17 protein-coding genes are annotated in these 16553 nt (G+C 58.4%); 2 read left to right on the top strand and 15 right to left on the bottom strand.

Features of this window, described 5'->3' with window-relative positions:
• The 5 genes from fdhA to NA619_RS24310 all read right to left on the bottom strand — a co-directional run.
• Positions 1-1008: formaldehyde dehydrogenase, glutathione-independent (gene fdhA, locus NA619_RS24330; RefSeq protein WP_255964370.1), on the bottom strand; the 1008-nt coding region annotated here is incomplete at its 3' end.
• Between the two features lie 115 nt (positions 1009-1123).
• Complete coding sequence (locus NA619_RS24325) at positions 1124-2203, bottom strand: aromatic ring-hydroxylating dioxygenase subunit alpha (RefSeq protein ID WP_255964369.1); 1080 nt, start codon at positions 2201-2203, stop codon at positions 1124-1126.
• 32 nt (positions 2204-2235) lie between these two features.
• On the bottom strand, positions 2236-3189 hold the full coding sequence (locus NA619_RS24320; RefSeq protein WP_255964368.1) for a PDR/VanB family oxidoreductase: 954 nt from the start codon (positions 3187-3189) through the stop codon (positions 2236-2238).
• Between the two features lie 291 nt (positions 3190-3480).
• Complete coding sequence (locus tag NA619_RS24315; protein WP_255964367.1) at positions 3481-4755, bottom strand: OprD family outer membrane porin; 1275 nt, start codon at positions 4753-4755, stop codon at positions 3481-3483.
• A gap of 117 nt (positions 4756-4872) precedes the next feature.
• On the bottom strand, positions 4873-6213 hold the full coding sequence (locus NA619_RS24310) for an MFS transporter (protein ID WP_255964366.1): 1341 nt from the start codon (positions 6211-6213) through the stop codon (positions 4873-4875).
• 304 nt (positions 6214-6517) lie between these two features.
• On the opposite strand from NA619_RS24310, the gene NA619_RS24305 reads away from it, so the two are divergent.
• A complete protein-coding gene (locus NA619_RS24305; RefSeq protein WP_255964365.1) occupies positions 6518-6706 on the top strand; it encodes a hypothetical protein in 189 nt (62 codons plus the stop codon).
• Positions 6707-6722: 16 nt separating this feature from the next.
• Complete coding sequence (locus NA619_RS24300; RefSeq protein ID WP_255964364.1) at positions 6723-7202, top strand: MarR family winged helix-turn-helix transcriptional regulator; 480 nt, start codon at positions 6723-6725, stop codon at positions 7200-7202.
• A 70-nt stretch (positions 7203-7272) separates the two neighbouring features.
• Here the strand turns inward: NA619_RS24300 and NA619_RS24295 are convergent, their stop codons facing one another.
• From NA619_RS24295 to NA619_RS24250, 10 genes are all read right to left on the bottom strand, one after another.
• Entirely contained in the window at positions 7273-8112 is an 840-nt protein-coding gene (locus NA619_RS24295) for a cache domain-containing protein (protein ID WP_255964363.1), read from the bottom strand.
• Between the two features lie 123 nt (positions 8113-8235).
• Entirely contained in the window at positions 8236-9015 is a 780-nt protein-coding gene (locus NA619_RS24290; protein WP_255964362.1) for a cyclase family protein, read from the bottom strand.
• Positions 9016-9040: 25 nt separating this feature from the next.
• On the bottom strand, positions 9041-9991 hold the full coding sequence (locus NA619_RS24285; RefSeq protein ID WP_255964361.1) for an NAD-dependent epimerase/dehydratase family protein: 951 nt from the start codon (positions 9989-9991) through the stop codon (positions 9041-9043).
• A 3-nt stretch (positions 9992-9994) separates the two neighbouring features.
• Positions 9995-10978: a fumarylacetoacetate hydrolase family protein gene (locus tag NA619_RS24280; protein ID WP_255964360.1), complete on the bottom strand. Its 984-nt coding sequence runs from the start codon at positions 10976-10978 to the stop codon at positions 9995-9997.
• A 28-nt stretch (positions 10979-11006) separates the two neighbouring features.
• Entirely contained in the window at positions 11007-12020 is a 1014-nt protein-coding gene (locus NA619_RS24275; RefSeq protein ID WP_255964359.1) for an SMP-30/gluconolactonase/LRE family protein, read from the bottom strand.
• A gap of 59 nt (positions 12021-12079) precedes the next feature.
• Positions 12080-12427 (bottom strand): Rieske (2Fe-2S) protein, encoded by a 348-nt coding sequence (locus NA619_RS24270; RefSeq protein WP_255964358.1) that lies wholly within the window; start codon positions 12425-12427, stop codon positions 12080-12082.
• A 384-nt stretch (positions 12428-12811) separates the two neighbouring features.
• On the bottom strand, positions 12812-14137 hold the full coding sequence (locus NA619_RS24265) for a hypothetical protein (RefSeq protein ID WP_255964357.1): 1326 nt from the start codon (positions 14135-14137) through the stop codon (positions 12812-12814).
• A 53-nt stretch (positions 14138-14190) separates the two neighbouring features.
• Entirely contained in the window at positions 14191-14346 is a 156-nt protein-coding gene (locus tag NA619_RS24260) for a hypothetical protein (protein ID WP_255964356.1), read from the bottom strand.
• On the bottom strand, positions 14331-14606 hold the full coding sequence (locus NA619_RS24255) for a hypothetical protein (RefSeq protein ID WP_255964355.1): 276 nt from the start codon (positions 14604-14606) through the stop codon (positions 14331-14333). Before NA619_RS24255 ends, NA619_RS24260 begins: the two co-directional genes overlap by 16 nt.
• 1295 nt (positions 14607-15901) lie before the next feature.
• Positions 15902-16522 carry a tyrosine-type recombinase/integrase gene (locus NA619_RS24250; protein WP_255964371.1) on the bottom strand — a complete coding sequence of 207 codons (621 nt, stop codon included), beginning with the start codon at positions 16520-16522 and terminating at the stop codon, positions 15902-15904.
• Positions 16523-16553: the final 31 nt, after the last annotated feature.

The raw sequence follows: 16553 nt of genomic DNA, 5'->3' as shown, positions 1-16553 counted from the left end.
AGTGTGGAAGCTGTGGGATTTGGCCCAGCCCAGACCGAAGCGAATGCTCAGGCTGCCCATCTTCGCGGCGGCATCGACGGCACCTGGATCTTCGGTCACGTACAGGCCGGGAATACCGATCTTGCCTGCCACGCGCACCACGCCCATCAGCGAGTTGAGCACTGTAGCTGGGGCTTCGGCCTTGACGCCGTCGTGGCCGTGGCCGCGTGCCTCGAAGCCTACGCAGTCAACGGCGCAGTCCACTTCCGGCTCGCCCAGCAGGGCAGCGATCTGTTCATGCAGTGGCGTGTCCTGGGACAGGTCAGCGATCTCGAAACCCTGGGCCTTGGCGTGGGCCAGGCGCACCGGGTTGACGTCGCCGACGATGACCACCGCCGCACCTAGCAGCCTCGCGGAAGCCGCCGCGGCGAGACCGACCGGGCCGGCGCCAGCGATGTAGACCGAGCTACCCGGACCCACGCCTGCGGTGACCGCGCCGTGATAGCCGGTGGGCAGAATGTCGGACAGGCAGGTCAGGTCGCGGATCTTCTCCATGGCCTTGTCGCGGTCGGGCAGCTTGAGCAGGTTGAAGTCGGCGTAGGGGACCAGCACGTATTCGGCCTGGCCGCCGGTCCAGTCACCCATGTCGACATAGCCATAGGCGCCGCCGGCACGCGCCGGGTTGACGGTCAGGCAAACGCCGGTGTGCTGTTCCTTGCAAGAGCGGCAACGGCCGCAGGCGACGTTGAAGGGAACGGAAACCAGATCGCCAAGCTGCAGGTTCTCGACGTCGCTGCCTTTCTCGATTACCTCGCCGGTGATTTCGTGTCCGAGTACCAGCCCGGTCTGTGCGGTGGTGCGTCCACGAACCATGTGCTGGTCCGAGCCGCAGATGTTGGTCGAAACGACGCGCAGGATTACACCATGCTCGATCTTGCGCCCGCGTGGATCCTGCATTTTCGGGTAGTCGATGTTCTGAACCTCGACCTTCCCCGCACCGAGATATACCACGCCACGATTGCCTATCATTGTTGTTCTCCTCGTGTTTAGAGCCTTGAGCCGACGTTGTCAGCCAAGCTTGCAGTGGCGCCGAAGGCACCGGAAGAAGGCAGGCCGTCGACGCCGGCGGCCTGCCTGGAGGCTTTTATTTAACGGCGCCCCGCAGTCGATCGATGACCCGACGAGCGCGATTGGCTCCGGCGTCGACATGGATATCTATCATGGAAGGGCTGCCGAACTGGCAGATGTTGCGGTACTGCGACTCGATGACCACCTTGTCCTCCATGAAGGTCAACGCCGTTTGCTCGATGACTTTGGCTTTGACTACCTCATGGTCCTGCGTCGGGTTGGTCGCCATCGACCAGAAGTAGTGGCAGCTGGTGTCGGTCTCAGGCGTGATGCCATGGAAGCCGCGCATATGAAAACCGCCGCGTGCGGGGTCATCTAGCGAATCGGTGCCTTCGTCCACCGCACCGGTCCAGATGCGCAGGTGGTTGAAGAAGAACTCAATTTCCTGCCAGCGGTCGATCTTGTCCTTGAAGGGATACGCAGCGGTGTAAGTTGGAGGTGGAACGGAGCCGGGCATATGACGTATGACCCGAACGGTGTCGCCCTCCTGCTCCACTTTCATCCGCGCGTTCATGTGGATGCTGGCGTTACCACCGATAGTTTTCAGGTGCACATAACCCAGATGGCTGAGATCCATCAGGTTGTCATGTATCAGCTGCCAGGGCGCGTTGTAGTGGAACACGTCACCGTCAAACAGATACTGCCCACTGCTATGAACCTCATAGGCCGGCGGCTCGTGAGTAGGCTGTGGATGCGCCTCGCTGCCGAACCAGATCCAGACGATCTGATCCCGCTCATGAACAGGCCACGCGGGCACGATAGCCTTACTCGGGATCTTGTCCTGACCGGGAATTTCGATGCACCGCCCTGCCCCGTCAAACAGAAGTCCGTGATAGCCACAGCGAATGCCGGTCGCCTCAAGCGTACCGTCCGAGAGCGGCAGCGCGCGGTGGCAGCAGCGGTTCTCTAGCGCCGCGACCTGTCCATCGGCGGTGCGGAACAGCACCACAGCCTTGTTCAGCAAAGTTCGCCCGATGGGCTTGTCCTTGAGTTCCCAACCCATAGCAGCGACATACCACTGATCAAGCGGAAACGGCTGCACGGTTGGCTCAATGGATTGCGCCTCGGCGCTAGGGACGGCAATCGATACGGTCATGTTCTTCTCCACGTTTTTGTTATGGCGGGTGGTCAAAGATCGAGCACGAGCCGGGCGCTCTGTGCTCGTGAACAACAGGGGGTGAATTGATCGTTGCGAGCGCGTTCGGCGTCAGTGAGGAACTGGTCCCGATGTTCAGGTTCACCTTCAAGCACGGGCGTCAGGCACGCCCCACAGATACCCTGCTCGCACGAGCTGTCCATCTCCACACCCGCCGCCTCGAGCACCTGCAGCGCGGTGAGATCAGCCGGCACCTGCAGTACGAGTCCAGAGCGTTTGAGTTCAAGTTCGAAGGGCTTGTCCGTACCGGTATCCGTTGCCGTTGGAGCAACGAAGTATTCACGGTGCAGAACGCTATCTGCCCAGCCCTGCTGCCGTGCGGTGCCCAACACGTGGTCCATGAACCCGGACGGTCCACAGACATAGACGTGCGTCCCCGATGCGGCTTCGCTCAGTAAGGCCTTGGCGTCGAGCTTTTGCTGGGCGGGCTCGTTATCGAAGTGAAACTGAACGCGATCCGCAAAGGGCGCCGCTTCGATAGCGTCTACGAAGGCTGCATGCGTCCTCGAGCGTGAGCAGTAGTGCATGTCAAATTCAGCGCCCATGGCATGCAGCCGCCAGGCCATGCTGAGGATGGGCGTCACGCCGATGCCGCCCGCAAACAGCAGATGCCGCGTCGCAGTCGGGTCCAACGCAAACAGGTTGCGTGGCTCGCCGATGGTGAGCCGGTCCCCCACCTTGATAACCTCGTGCAAGCCGCGCGATCCTCCGCGGGAGGCGGGCTCGTTGAGAACACCGATAACGTAGCGATGCGACTCTGCCGGGTCGTTACACAGTGAGTACTGCCGGATCACGCCGGGGGCGACATGCACATCGATATGGGCGCCAGCCTCGAACGCCGGCAGCGGACCTTCGACGCCAATCAGCTCGAAGCTACAGATGCCCTCCGCGACGGGGCATTTTTCCGAGACGATGACTTTAATCATGGGCGCCCCGCTTCACGTTCAACGTGAACGGTGATTCAGAGGTGGGTGATGCAAAGCTGCGCAATCCGCAATGGATCGAAGAGCCCGAACATTGGCGCGACAGCGACCTGGCACGGCGCGCGAACAGCATGTTTTCGCGAGGCATGGGACACCTATTGTTTTTGTGTGACCGACGCGTTCAACGAACCGCGCCGGAGATGATGGTTGTCAAAGACCATCCTAGATTAATTAGTTGCGGTGTCAACTATCTTCGACGCACCTTTTATAACGATTCGTGGCAAGCCAGCCGGGCTACCAAAGCGTCCAGGTGTAGTCGATGTTCACGCGCGTCTCGTTGGCGTCGCGAAAGCTCGCCGCACGGCTCAAATTGTTTCGATAGCGATTAGTCCGCAGCTTCAACCCAAGCCCTTTAAGCGCGCCGCTTTGAACGGCATACGCCAGCTCGAAGTCCTTGCTGGACTCGTTGAGAGACCTGCCTCCCAAAGCCGGCAGATCGATATCGCTGCCGCGCAGATAGCGCGCCATCACATTCAGTCCAGGCAAGCCCCAATCGCCGAAGTTGTAGTCATAGCGGACCAACCATGTGCGCTCATTGGGGTTCATGAAATCTGAGCTCATTGTCCCCTCGCTGTGAACCATGGGCTCCCCACCTCCTAGATAAGGCAGCGCGGTATCGCCGTGCAGCTCCATGTAACCGGCCCCGAGGCCGTGACGGCCGACCAGCCAGGTAAACATGCCGCCTATGTAACGATTGTCCACGGAACCGCCGAGCGCGCGGCCGTCGTCACGGCTATCAAAAAAGCGAAGGTCGGTCTTGAGCTTGCCTACCCCTAGATCACCGATGTGCAGAAGGCCGACGTGATCCTGTACGTAAACGTCCTCCAACTGCGCGCGGTAGTACTTGAGCATGAGGTTGCTCTTCAACTCGTACTCCCCGCCCCCATAAACGAGGCGATCCGAGGTTGTGCCAGGCCGGAACCTCCCGTTGGGTGCAGCTAGTACTATGTCCTCGTAGCCGCTCGAATCGCGCTGATTGACCTGATCGATATAGGCCGCCTCGAGGGCCAGCTTCGGAATCTCCCGGGAGCTCACGGAAACCCCGCGGAAGGTCTGTGGCAGCAGGCGTGCCGGGCTACCGAACACCACAGGTGTTTGCGGTTGAATCGTGCCGAAGGCCAGGCGAGTTTCGGAAATCTTGGCTTTGGCCGTTAAGCCGAGTTCACTGAATTCATGCCGTGCATCCCGCGTCACTGGGTCATAGGCTAATAAGCCCGTGCCCGCCCGGTCTGGAGACGAGTCGAGCTGCACGCCGGTGAATCCAGCGACATCAAGACCGAATCCAAGCGGTCCTTCGGTGTAACCGGAGTTGGCGCGAAAGATGAAGCCCTGCGCCCATTCACGGACGGCAGAGATTGGCGTCGCCCCCTTGTAGTCGCGGTCAAGGTAGTAGTTGCGGGTCGTCAGGGTGCCGCTGCTTTCCGAGAACAACTCAGAAGCAGCGCTTGGCAGCGCTATAGCACCGAATACGACGGTTACAGCTGTGCGCAAGCAAAGCAGAGTGGTCATGTTGAATCCTCATCGAGCTGGGTCGGCCACGCGCTGGCTGCCAAATCAGGGGCGAGCAAGCCCTATCGCGCCATGTCGATGGCGCGAGAGGTCCTTAGCAGGTGGCTTAGGTGATAGTCAGTGGGTCGCAGGCGCCGCATTGGGCATGGGTGACGTCGCGGGCGGCCTCAGCATCAGGATCGCCAGCGCTGCAAGCACGAACGCGATCGCGAATAGCTGATAGAGCTCAGCCGGCGCCCAGTTGGCGTCGATCAGCTTTCCAGCCACCAGCGGCGAAAGGATTGCTCCGGAGCGACCGATGCCAATGCCCCACCCTAGGCCAGTGACCCGCTCGGAAGGTCCATAAAGCGTCGGCGTCAGTGCGTAGATGCCCGCTATGCAGCCATTGACGAAGATGCCGATGAGCAAGACGACGCCATACGCGAACTGCAAATGGCCCGTTGTCGCGACGAACACGGCGAGCAGTACCGCATTGACTAGCAGATAGGTGATCAATACCCGAGAAAGCTTGAATTTCGCAGCGAGCAACCCGATCAGGAAGGTGCCGAAGATCCCGCCGACATTCAGCAGCACGCCACCGGTAATGCCTTGCTGCTCGGAAAGCCCAGCGCTGACCAGCAAACGCGGCGTCCAGCTGAGCACGAAGTAGAACCCAAACATGACGAGAAAGAACGCCGCCCAAATCAGTATGGTCGAACGCAGCAGTGCCGGGGATAACAATCGGCGAAAGGCGCCGCCAAGCTGCTTCTTACCAGAACTATTAACAAGCGGTAGGTGTTCAATCTGGGTCAACCCAACGCGCCGGATTAGCTTGTTCACGCGCTCCAGGGCGCGTTTCGGCTGGCGGCTGAGCAGGAAGTCGATCGACTCCGGCAGCAGCGGAATGAGCACCACCAGGGTTGCCAGCGTTGCAAACCCGCCGTAGAGGAACACCGAGCGCCAACCCATTGAAGGGATGAGTTGAGTGGCGATGATGCCGCCGATGGTTGCACCCAGCGCATATGCAGTGCTTTGCAGCGCAATGGCCAGCCCGCGCCACCGCTTGGAGGCGTACTCACCAGCGATGACGTAGCTACTGGCAAGGATGCCGCCGATGCCCAGACCCGTGATCAGGCGCAGCACACCCAGCACCTCTGGCGAAGGGGCAAACGACGACGCCACCATGCCGGACCCAGCGACGCAGATGCACAGAATGATCAAGGGGCGCCGACCAAAGCGGTCGGCCCATGGCGCAATGAACAATGAGCCCAGGGCCATGCCGACAAGCCCGGCGCTGAGCAAATATCCCAGCTGTGAACCGCTAAGCCCCCACTCCTTTGATACCGATGCCGCAGTGAAAGCCATCACCAGAACGTCGAACCCGTCCAGCATATTGACCAAGAAGCACAGACTGATGACCATGCATTGAAACGACCCCATGGGCCGCGTATCCATCGTTTCGCGAATGGTGTTGCTCATCTCTTTCAACTCCGCGTCATGCGCCTTACAGAACCGAAGCGGTTTTTCGGGCACGAGTAAGCACGAGGCCTGATTTCAGGCCGCTTTGGATAACGTGAGTAAGCCAACACGTGTCGAGAGATAACCGCGAATGACCTTTCAGTCAGTCAATCGCTGCTAACGGGGCACCTGATTGCATAAGCCAGACAGGCTCAGCGGCCCGCCCCTTCATGGCGTATGATCAAGCGCGACAGCGCGTTGGCAGGTGTTATGTGAGCACCGCGAGTGGCGGTATCGCTCGGACAGCGACGGTCATGTGAGCAAGATGATGCTCACCGAAACGAAGGGGCTTGGGACGGATCAACGGTTTAGCGCACGCCATGTAACACCTCTTTATTTTTATTGGTTTAGCGGAGAAGCCTGCCTTTGGCTGGCGGCGGTCACGGCTTCTCTGAAATTTATGCTGGCTCTTATTAGTTGTGATGTCAACTATACGGCGACAAGTGATGAATAAAACTCGGAAAACAACGATGTCCCACGCTCCACATCTCGACCTCTCCCGCTATGTGCCGGGCCTGCTCAACTTCCTCTCGAACAAGCTTTCCGCCGGCGCATCAGCCTGCTACCGAAAGCATTTTGGCGTTGGTGTAGTTGAGTGGCGGATGCTGTCGATGCTGGCGGTTGAAAACGGCATCACCGCCAACCGCATCAGTCAGGTGATCGGTCTGGACAAGAGCGCGGTAAGCCGAGCCTTGCAGCAATTGGCCGCCGCTGGGCATGTGCAGATGGAGGTCGATGATCGCGATGCGCGACGTTACACCGTCAGCCTCACCGCGGAAGGCGAAGCGTTGCACGACCGCATTTTCGCGGCGGCGATGGAGCGGGAGAAACGTCTGCTTACCGACCTGTCACCGGCTGAGATCGACACACTAGTGAGCCTGCTCGGTCGTCTGCACGCCCAGGTCGGCTACGTCAATGAATACGAGCCAGAGAGCACCGACGGCAAGTGAGGTATCCCACCGCACCTGATCGTTGATTGCCATATGGCAGGTACGTGCCTGGCCTGACAGGTCAGGTCGGTTACTCCGTCTCAGCGTTCTGGTAATAGCCGGTTGCGATCAGCAGATACCCGCTCTTGCGCAGCAGCGCGTACTTGTTTTCTACCTTACCGGTGACTGGGTTGCGCCAACGATAGCTGTAACCACCCTCCGTACGGTTCTGCATCATTTCCAGTATCGGCGCGCCAACCGGCTTGCCGTCCGGGTCTTTGATGGTCGCGAACTCGATACCTAGCAAGCGTCGATTGTAGCCGTGGGCGACGTAGCGGCCGCTGCGCAGATCAATGACGAAGAGATAAAGATCATCCTCGTTGAAGCGCGGCGACAGGCTATTGATGGCCTGGATGCTTGCCAGCGGTTCATGCTCTATCGCGTCCACCGCACGATCCAGCAGGGCCTTCGCCTGCTCCGGTGTAGCCCTGGGCAGGTACATGCCAACCGCGAGGACCCGATCGCCCACACGCTCGAAAAATACCCGTTTGCGCTCGACTTTGCCGTCTCGTGCGTTCATCCAGCGGTATTCCGCCGAAAGCACCTCACCTTCCGCACCGGCCAAAGCCTGACGGAAACCGCTTCGCACTTCCGGCGCTAGCGACTCGGTCACATCGCGGCCGATCAGGTTCGCAGAGGTGCCGCCACTCGCCAGCATGGTGCCGCTGGTGTCAACAACGAACACATAATGCTCACCGTTGATAAAATCGCCCTGGCGACTGAACGCAGCAAAAGCTGTATCGCCCTGGGCCCGGTAATGCTCTACAGCGCGTTGTAGCAGATCACGAGCGCGCTGCTCTTGATCGGCATAAGCCGTTCCCTGTAAGAGCAGCAACAGTACAGCGGTCCAGACGGAAAACATTACTCGCATAACTCAACTCCAAGTCCGCGCGAAAATAAAAGGGCATCACCGGTGGGAAAGGCTCGACGAGCAGGTTCGAGCAGCGCCTAAATAATTGCCGCCACGCCAGCGCGGCTGATGGACTGTGGCGACTCAATCCTTGAAGATCGCGACAGCACGGACGAACCCCGCCGAAGCGCGCTTGATCTTGTAAGGGAAGCAACTGACGACGAATCCATTGGCCGGCAAGCTTTCCAGATTGCTCAGCTTCTCCATCTGCCCATAGCCGATGTCGCGCCCGGCCTTGTGCCCTTCCCAAATGATCGAGGCATCGCCACTTTCGGCAAAGCGCTCGCGGGTATACTTGAACGGCGCGTCCCAGCTCCAAGCATCCGTACCCACCACGCGCACGCCGCGCTCCAGCAGATACATGGTCGCCTCGCGCCCCATCCCTATCCCCGCATCCAGGTAACCCGGCTGGCCGAACAAGGCACCGGCACGGGTATTGATCAGCACAATGTCCAACGGTTGGAGCTCATGGCCGATGCGCGCCAGTTCAGCTTCCACCTCCGAAGCCGTCACCACATGCCCATCCGGCAGAGCGCGGAAATCCAGCTTCACGCCCGGCTGCAGGCACCAGTCCAGCGGTAGTTCATCGATGCCGAAGGCCGGCTTACCGCCATCGGTGGTCGAGGCGTAATGCCAGGGCGCATCCATGTGGGTGCCACTGTGGGTGGTTATGTCCAGCCGCTCGGCCGCCCAGCTCTCATCACCCGGGAGCTGGTCCTTGCGCAAACCTGGGAACATGGCGGCCATTTCCGGCCAGCCTTCCTGGTGATCCACGTAGTCAATCTTGGGCAGCAGCGGAGGTGGATCGGTGTAGGGGTTGTTATCGAGCGTGACCGAGAGGTCCACAATGCGACGTTTGCTCATAGGGTTTGCCACCTTGAAGAGTGAGTTAGGAGACATAAACGGCCTGGTCTACCAGGCGATCAACGTCACCGTCGTGGACGAACCCCAACGCCTCGGCAGCCTCGGCCTTCAACGTCGGAAAGGATCCGAATTGTGCTTCGAGCTGCGCGTTGGGGCGGTAACTGATGAGGTCCCGACGATCTTCGCCGAAACGCCGTACAAGGCCCTCGACCACGTCAGCCATAGTTAGCCGCAGCGCGGGTAACGCCAGGGTGCGGTGTGCAGCGGTCGCCTCGACCGGTAGAACGGCCGCGAGAATCAGGTAATCGACGCAGCAGCCGACTGACATCCACCACGCAACCGCGTCAGGTGATACCGGGCAGACGAATTTACGGCCCTCTTTCATGTGCCAGAACACGTCGCTCATGAAGCCGGACAGCAGCCCCGTGCCGCCAGAAGGGCGAGCAACGATGCCCGGCAACCGCAGCGCAATTCCGTCGACGAAACCTCGACGGCTATAGTCTTCCAGCAGTATTTCGCCGATCAGTTTCTGAGACGCGTAGCTCATGCCCGGTCGCGGCGGAGTGGTGTCGTCCACTTGGGCCGGCATCGGCGCGCCGTATACGGCAATGGTGCTGGAGAAGACGAATCGAGGGCGCGAGGCGTGCAGCCGTAGCTGCTCCAGCAACTGCTCGGTAGCGGTCAGGTTGACCCGGCGCGCCAAGTCGAAATCCTGCTCCGCCGTGCCACCGGGCACGCTGGCGAGGTGAAAAACAGCATCGATTGGCTCACCTTCAACGGCGCCCCGCAACACCTCAGCCTCGGCAATGGACCCCACCACGCAGTGCACCCGAGGGTCGTCCGGCGGTGTCGAAAAGGCCGTATCGACCAGGGTCAGCGTATTGATCTCACGGTTACCAAGCCGGCCCTCACCTAGCAAACGAGCTACCAGCTGCGAGCCGACAAACCCGTTGGCACCGGTCACCAGAACGCGCATGTCTTATTCCCCCACCGCCACGTAGCGGTTGTCGATGGCGCCGAACAGGCTGTGGCCGGCGGCATCTCGCATCTCGAAGCGCAGCCGCTCGCCGAAGCGGATGAAGGGGGTCTGCGGCGCGCCGTGCTCGATCATCTCCAACGCTCGTCGCTCGGCCAGGCAGCTGGAGCCGAAAGCCTTGTGGTCGCGATTGGAAAACGTGCCGGTACCCAGCACGGTGCCAGCGCCCAGGTTGCGGTTATAGGCCAGATGACTCAGTAGTTGCCCGAAGCTGAAATCCATCTCGCGGCCGTTGGGGTGGCCAAACCATTCGCCATTGCGCGAGACCTCGAGATCCAGCGCGACGCGCCCGTCCTGCCAGGCCACGCCCAGCTCGTCCGGCGTCACCGCCACCGGGGCGAACACCGTGGCCGGCTTGGCCTGAATGAATCCGAAGCCCATGCCCATTTCCCGCGGCAAATGTGCGCGCATGGAGACATCATTGAAAAGCGCCAGCAGATGAATGCCCGCCTCGCAACGTGCCGGGTCCGCGCCCATCGGAATAGGCCCGGTGATGGCCGCGATCTCCCCTTCGAAGTCGCAGTTGTCCGCCTCGCTGGGATAGGCGTAATCGTCACAGGGGCCGCGGAAGTCATCGCCCTGGCGCTGAATCAGGATTGGTACCCCAGGTGGCACGTCTACCGTCAGTTTGAACGCACGCTCCATGATGTTGCCGTGGTTTAAAAACGCCGAGGCATCGACGAACTGGTAGGCCCGCGGCAGTGGCGCCATCGCCTCGGCCGGGTCGAAGATGAAGGTCCCATGGGCATCGCCAACATTCAGCGCCCTGTACAACGCATTAAGCTCCGGCGCGCAGCGGTCCCAGTGTTCAAGCGCTTGCTGCATCGTCGGCGCTATGGCCGTTGCATCCACCGCCTGGCCGAGGTCACGGGCGACAACGATCAATCGACCGTCCGGGCTGCCGTTCTTGAGCGTCGCAAGTTTCATCGTGTGTTCCTTGTTCTTATCGGAAGGGTTACCAGTGGATCAGCGGCTGGCCAGCCACAGGTGAGCGAAAGCTGGGAATGCGCGTGCCAAGCAGGCTGCCAAGGTAGACGGTTGTCAGATCCGGCCCGCCAAAGGTGATGCTGGCCATCCACGGGGCCAGTGAGCCACGAGCGGCTTGCATGGTGGCGGGCGTCAGGGTGCCGGCGTCGCGCTGGCGGTACAGCTCTGCAGTCGCGTCCGCATTGCTGTCGTCCAGCAGCGTCAGCACGTCGCCGTCAGGCGTGATGGCGATGAGCTTGTCGGTCATGATCAGCGTCACCCAGAGGTTGCCGTAGCTGTCGAAGGCGAAACCGTCCGGGAAGCCTTCAAGCTTGTCTGGCCCGTATACCTCCCGCTCACCCAGCGTCGCATCAGGCCCAACGCGCATGCGCGAGATGCAGCGCCCGTTGCTCTCGACTACATAGAGCCATTCCTCGCGGTCATCGAAGCGGATCTCGTTGGTGCCACGAAACCCCTCGGCGACCACGCGAACGCCCTGCTCGTCGATTAAGCCGATATAGCCATCGGCTACGTCCGCATTGATTGAGTCGGTCCAAGGCTGCATCTGGGTCGTGACGGTGAACCAGATGCGCCCCTTTGAATCGAGCAGCGGAAAGTTGGTTTTGCCGAACGGTTTGCCGTTGAGGTCGGCATACAGCACGGTCAGCTCTCCCGACCGGCTGAGCCGCTCGATACGATCCAGGCCCCAATTACAGATGATGAAGTCGCCCTCAACAGTCAGCGCCAGTCCGTTAGGCAAAGAGGTGTTTTGTGATTGTACGAAGCGCTGCTCGAAACCCGCGTCACCAACATTGGCATCACCCGGCGCGAGCAGTTGCTGGCTGCCGTCCAGGTCGATGCGCATCACGCCGCCGCCGGCGTCGGCGGACCAGAGCGTGCCGTCGCGCTGGGCGATGATGCACTCGGGGCGTTGCAGATCCTGGCCGACGAAACGGATGTCGTCCCGCTCGACCTGCCAGCCACGTAGGGGGTTGTCACGCATGCCTATACCTCGGCCTTGGTCCGGCCTTGTTGTTTTGTTAACGGAGACTTCACCGGCCTCTATTCTTCGAGCCAGACGCGCCCTTCCCTATCAACCGAATACCCCAGCTCGGTCAGCGACTGCCCTAGACACGGCCCGCTCACGCACAGCCCGCTCTCGGGCAAAAACCGCGCGCCATGGGCGAAACAGACGATGTACTCGCCATTCGGCGTCATGAAGCGATCCTTGCGGTACTGCATGGGTACGTTCAGGTGCGGACAGTCGTTGCGAAAGACTTTCGGCCGCCCGGCCACTAGCAATGCCAATACAGTGTCGCGGCCCGAACCATTCGGATCGAACCCCCGGGCTGAGCCGGCCTGCAGTTCATGCAGATGGCAGAGAAAGGTCAGCGAAACAGCGCGATCCATGGCAAAGCCGTACGGTAGTCAACGCGCTCAGGGTTGCGGCAGACGAGCTATTTGACCAATCGCTTGTTGGGATGGGAGGTATCTCGTGGGGTGATGGAAGAGTTGATTAGCTGATGTCATGCCGCCGCTTTAGCTCGATATGCAGCCATTTCTAATGTAGGCCGCAATCGACAATCCTCCATCAACGGTTCGCAACGGCTGCTATCGGCCAAAAGCAGCCATTAGGACTTTATGAAGAAACGTCTGAGTAGTACCACCTTCTTAAAGTTGCTTGGGAGCAATTGGCGGAATAGATCTCGACAAAGTCAACGGCAGGGTTCGTCTCAAACTTGCTTCTTGGCAGCCCGAGAGCCAACACTGGCAATGGCATATGATCGGTGTGCATTAAAGATTCGATGGATCAAAAGCGACCGACGCTTGCTCCAAATCTCCCCACACTACTTCAACCGCCAAGCTCGCCTTGCTCCTGGCAGGCTTGAAATAGAGAACCTCACGGAATTCCGCCACGAACTTGGTTAGATAACCCTGTTCGAACTCGCTGGGTCTATCCGCCGAATAAATCTCCACGCGGAACTGTCCGTCGAACTTCTTATCCAGAATGTTGCCGTCCCATCCCAGCGGATGATCGCAGCTTTCATGAATAAGCCGGCTCAGTTCGCTGGCGCCCGAGCGAATGGCTCTATTGACAGACTTATCCCTCACACGAATGCAGTAACCATGCTTGCCCTTAACGGCCGAAGCGGTCTGCTCGATTTCAATATTGTCGGAAATATCCAGATGAAACGAATCTTGGCTAAGCATCTCTTCCGGTGTCCAGATCAACTGCGCGCGGTCGAAGGTATGGTAGCGCCGGGCCAGTGGCAAGATGTTAAACCCTTCCTTAAAACCATAAGTTCCGCCATCGATTCGCCATTCGGTGGGGAACGGGAGCCATTGCGATGGCTCGCCGTTCAGCGGCAACAATAAGAGGCTTTGCGCTTCATAGATATCAAACGCCAGATAGACATTGCGATCATCTACCCAAGTCAACACGCGGGTTTCCTCGCCCACCGCCGACTCGAAGGTAAGCACGGGCGACACCTCAATGCCACCATCGACGAGTTGAAAACGCTGTATACCAGCAAAGTCCACCACCAACACACTGCCGTCGGGGAGATCCTGTACCGCCAGAATGACTCCGTTGAAGCGCCGCACGCCAGTTGCTCGCTCCGCCTCTACATCGTATACCTCGTATTCTTCTCCAGGACTCAGTGGGAAAAAGAACAACGGTTTGCTGAAACGTGCCACACCACGATTGTTACTACTTGCCGGTCGTATAATTGAAAATACCACCTGGCCAGTCATATTGAATATACGCCACTCAGTATCGCTACTCAGTGCAAGATGATGGGTGCCCAGATGCTTCGGATGTTGATAAGGCGCTCGATAAAGCTCTTCACCCGTAGGCTTCATCACCACGGCCTCCATATTATACTTCTCATCTACCTCTATACGAAGAAGGAAACTCTTACCTACCGCCGGATGACCAAACGACTCAAAAATAAACTCACTTTCATTATAGCGAGATAGATAACGTTTTCCAGGCAAAGCCACGACCTGGAACTCTCCGCTAGCGTCGCCTATATAATGATAAGAGCCATCTTTGGGAGGAATCAACTCAATTTCTCCCTGCGCAACCTGTAACCAACCCATCTCATTGACGAAGCTCAATACTCCCGCCCCTTGATCAGAGAAGGCATGCGGAAAATTAAAAATCAACACAGCTATGGCACCCCTCTCAAGATAGCATCAATAGCAGTCATTACATCTGACTGCGCTTCGCCGAAGTCTCTTACCTGCATCTTCTCATACAGATATTTCTGATATTTACCCTCTCTTAGAATTTCCGCCTTAACCGCATCAATCAATTCTTGGCGCACGATAGTTCATCGGAAAATTCCCAACGAATATTGTTGTTTCCGCCGGAGCCCAAATAAGCCGCCAAATCCTTCATCAACTGCCCCGGCGCACCATCCGTACCATCTGTTTTTTTGCTGAAGCTCAGAGAGTCCTTAATTCTGGTCAGCGCGATATGTTTGTTCCACGACTTTACCTCGACAAAGTATTGAATTGCATTGCGTAGCCGATAATAACTGGCTCTCCGAAGCGCGAGTCGATGGAACACGTGATTACCGTTCATCCACCGATCTAGGTTTCCATCGAGACATCGACCCTACTGTTCTTCAAGGGCTGTCCGATGCGGGTGCTCATTCTGTAGATATCTCACCAATTGTTCTTGAGGACATATCCGAAGACTGTTTACAGGAATGGCCGTTCAAGCTTGACCCTAGCTTCGGGATGCCAAGCCTTGTAGGTCGAACCGACAAGGCTGGGGAAAAGTGGCTAGTCCTTTACGAGCATCGCTCCGTGGCGAATCGTTACGATGATGGAGGGAGCCGAGAGCACGGGCTACGTCTGCAGGAATGGCGTTTCCTCATGCCTGTCGTTGTCAGGAAAAAAGATCAAAAACAGTTGATTCGCTTTCTGAGCACTCAGCGTTCTCTAGATGTTTCGAGATGGTCGGGACGCAGTTACACGGACGACGGCTATCTGCTTGAGGCCCCATGGCGCTTTACCTGGGATCAGTTGATGTGGACACCTGCCAGGTTTCATAACCAAGGTGAGCTCGAGGTGGCATTTCCCTGCCTTAAATACCATTGGGAGTCCCATTTGGATGCCTCCCTTCCGGACGGAGCCTCTGCACATTTACCAGCCCCTTGGTTGGCAAATGAGCTCTCCATTACCCCCGATGCTCTCAGATCCGCGTGTCTATGCGGATGCGCTAGGGAAGCCACAATTCATCAGCAGCATGGGCCCTGACGATGGTTCACACGCCTACATACGACAGGACATATTTGAACGGCTGTTGAAAGATAAAGATTTGGTGTGCGTGTGGACGTTTGTAGCAGAGCGAGGCGTGTGGCCAGGCGGAGGAAATTCTCATGCAGCATGGAGAAGGTCTGAAGGTGTAGTTTGGTTCGAACGAGGGAAGCCAAAAATGGAATCATGGAAGGAAGATAAATGTAATGGTACAGAAGATGGCTGAGCGCGGGTTATGTCGTTACCGGCGCTGCATCGACGAAGGAAGGGGGGCGGAGAACCTGGTTTGTGACCCATGAGAGGTTCAGCCCCCGCTCATTTCTTCCACTTTTCGATCTGCCGGGCATTGCGTGAGTATTCGCATGAAAAACCGTCAGGCGCTCGCACTAGCCGACACCATTCAGCAGCATGCAGCAGCATGCAGCATCGACAGGCTTTCGCATAGTTCGTCACTATGGGCTTCAGCCTCTGCCGTGCTTCACCCAGTATGCGGACAGCGCCACCAGGCGTTCAGAACTGACTCTATAATCGACTGGCCGTTAGCGGCCCCTCATGATCGGCTGCTTTTGGCCGGTTAGCGACGGCTGGCCGTGGCCGTCGCTATGCATCGCACGGTCATACTTCGGTCTGCTCCGCCATCTCCAAAGCGTCGTCTATCTCGATCCCGAGGTATCGGACAGTGCTTTCCAGCTTCGTATGACCGAGCAGCAGTTGAACCGCTCTCAAGTTTTTCGTCCTGCGATAGATCAGGGAAGCCTTAGTACGTCTCATTGTATGAGTGCCATACATGGCAGGATCAAGACCAATGACCTTCACCCAAGCTTTAACGATACGAGCGTATTGCCGAGTGGATAGGTGTTCAGACGCGTGCAGCCGGCTCGGGAACAGGTAGTCCTCGCTGCGGAGCTGTGCCCGGTGGATCCAAGTTTCGAGAGCCGTCCTTGTTTGCTTTGTGATCTCAAACTGAACTGGTCTCTGGGTTTTCTTTTGCATCACGATTGCTCGCGATGCAACGTGCTTACCATGGGCAACATCACGAACACGGAGCGTGGTTAAGTCACAGGCTCGCAATTTACTGTCGATGGCTAAGTCGAAGAGCGCCAGATCTCGGGTCTTGTCGGCGATTTGCAGCCGCACCCGGATCGCCCAGATATCTCTAAGGCGGAGCGGGGCTTTCTGCCCGACCATTTTTCCTTTGTTCCAAGGCTGATGGCTGTAGGTAGTAATTGTGTTCATGGGGTTGTCCTCCGCGTACGGGAGGACAAGG

The sequence above is a fragment of the Stutzerimonas stutzeri genome (genome assembly GCF_024448895.1).
In the GTDB taxonomy this organism is placed as follows: Bacteria; Pseudomonadota; Gammaproteobacteria; order Pseudomonadales; family Pseudomonadaceae; genus Stutzerimonas; species Stutzerimonas stutzeri_Q.
The sequence above is the reverse complement of the archived record's forward strand: the minus strand, read 5'-3'. Positions and strand labels throughout refer to the sequence as shown.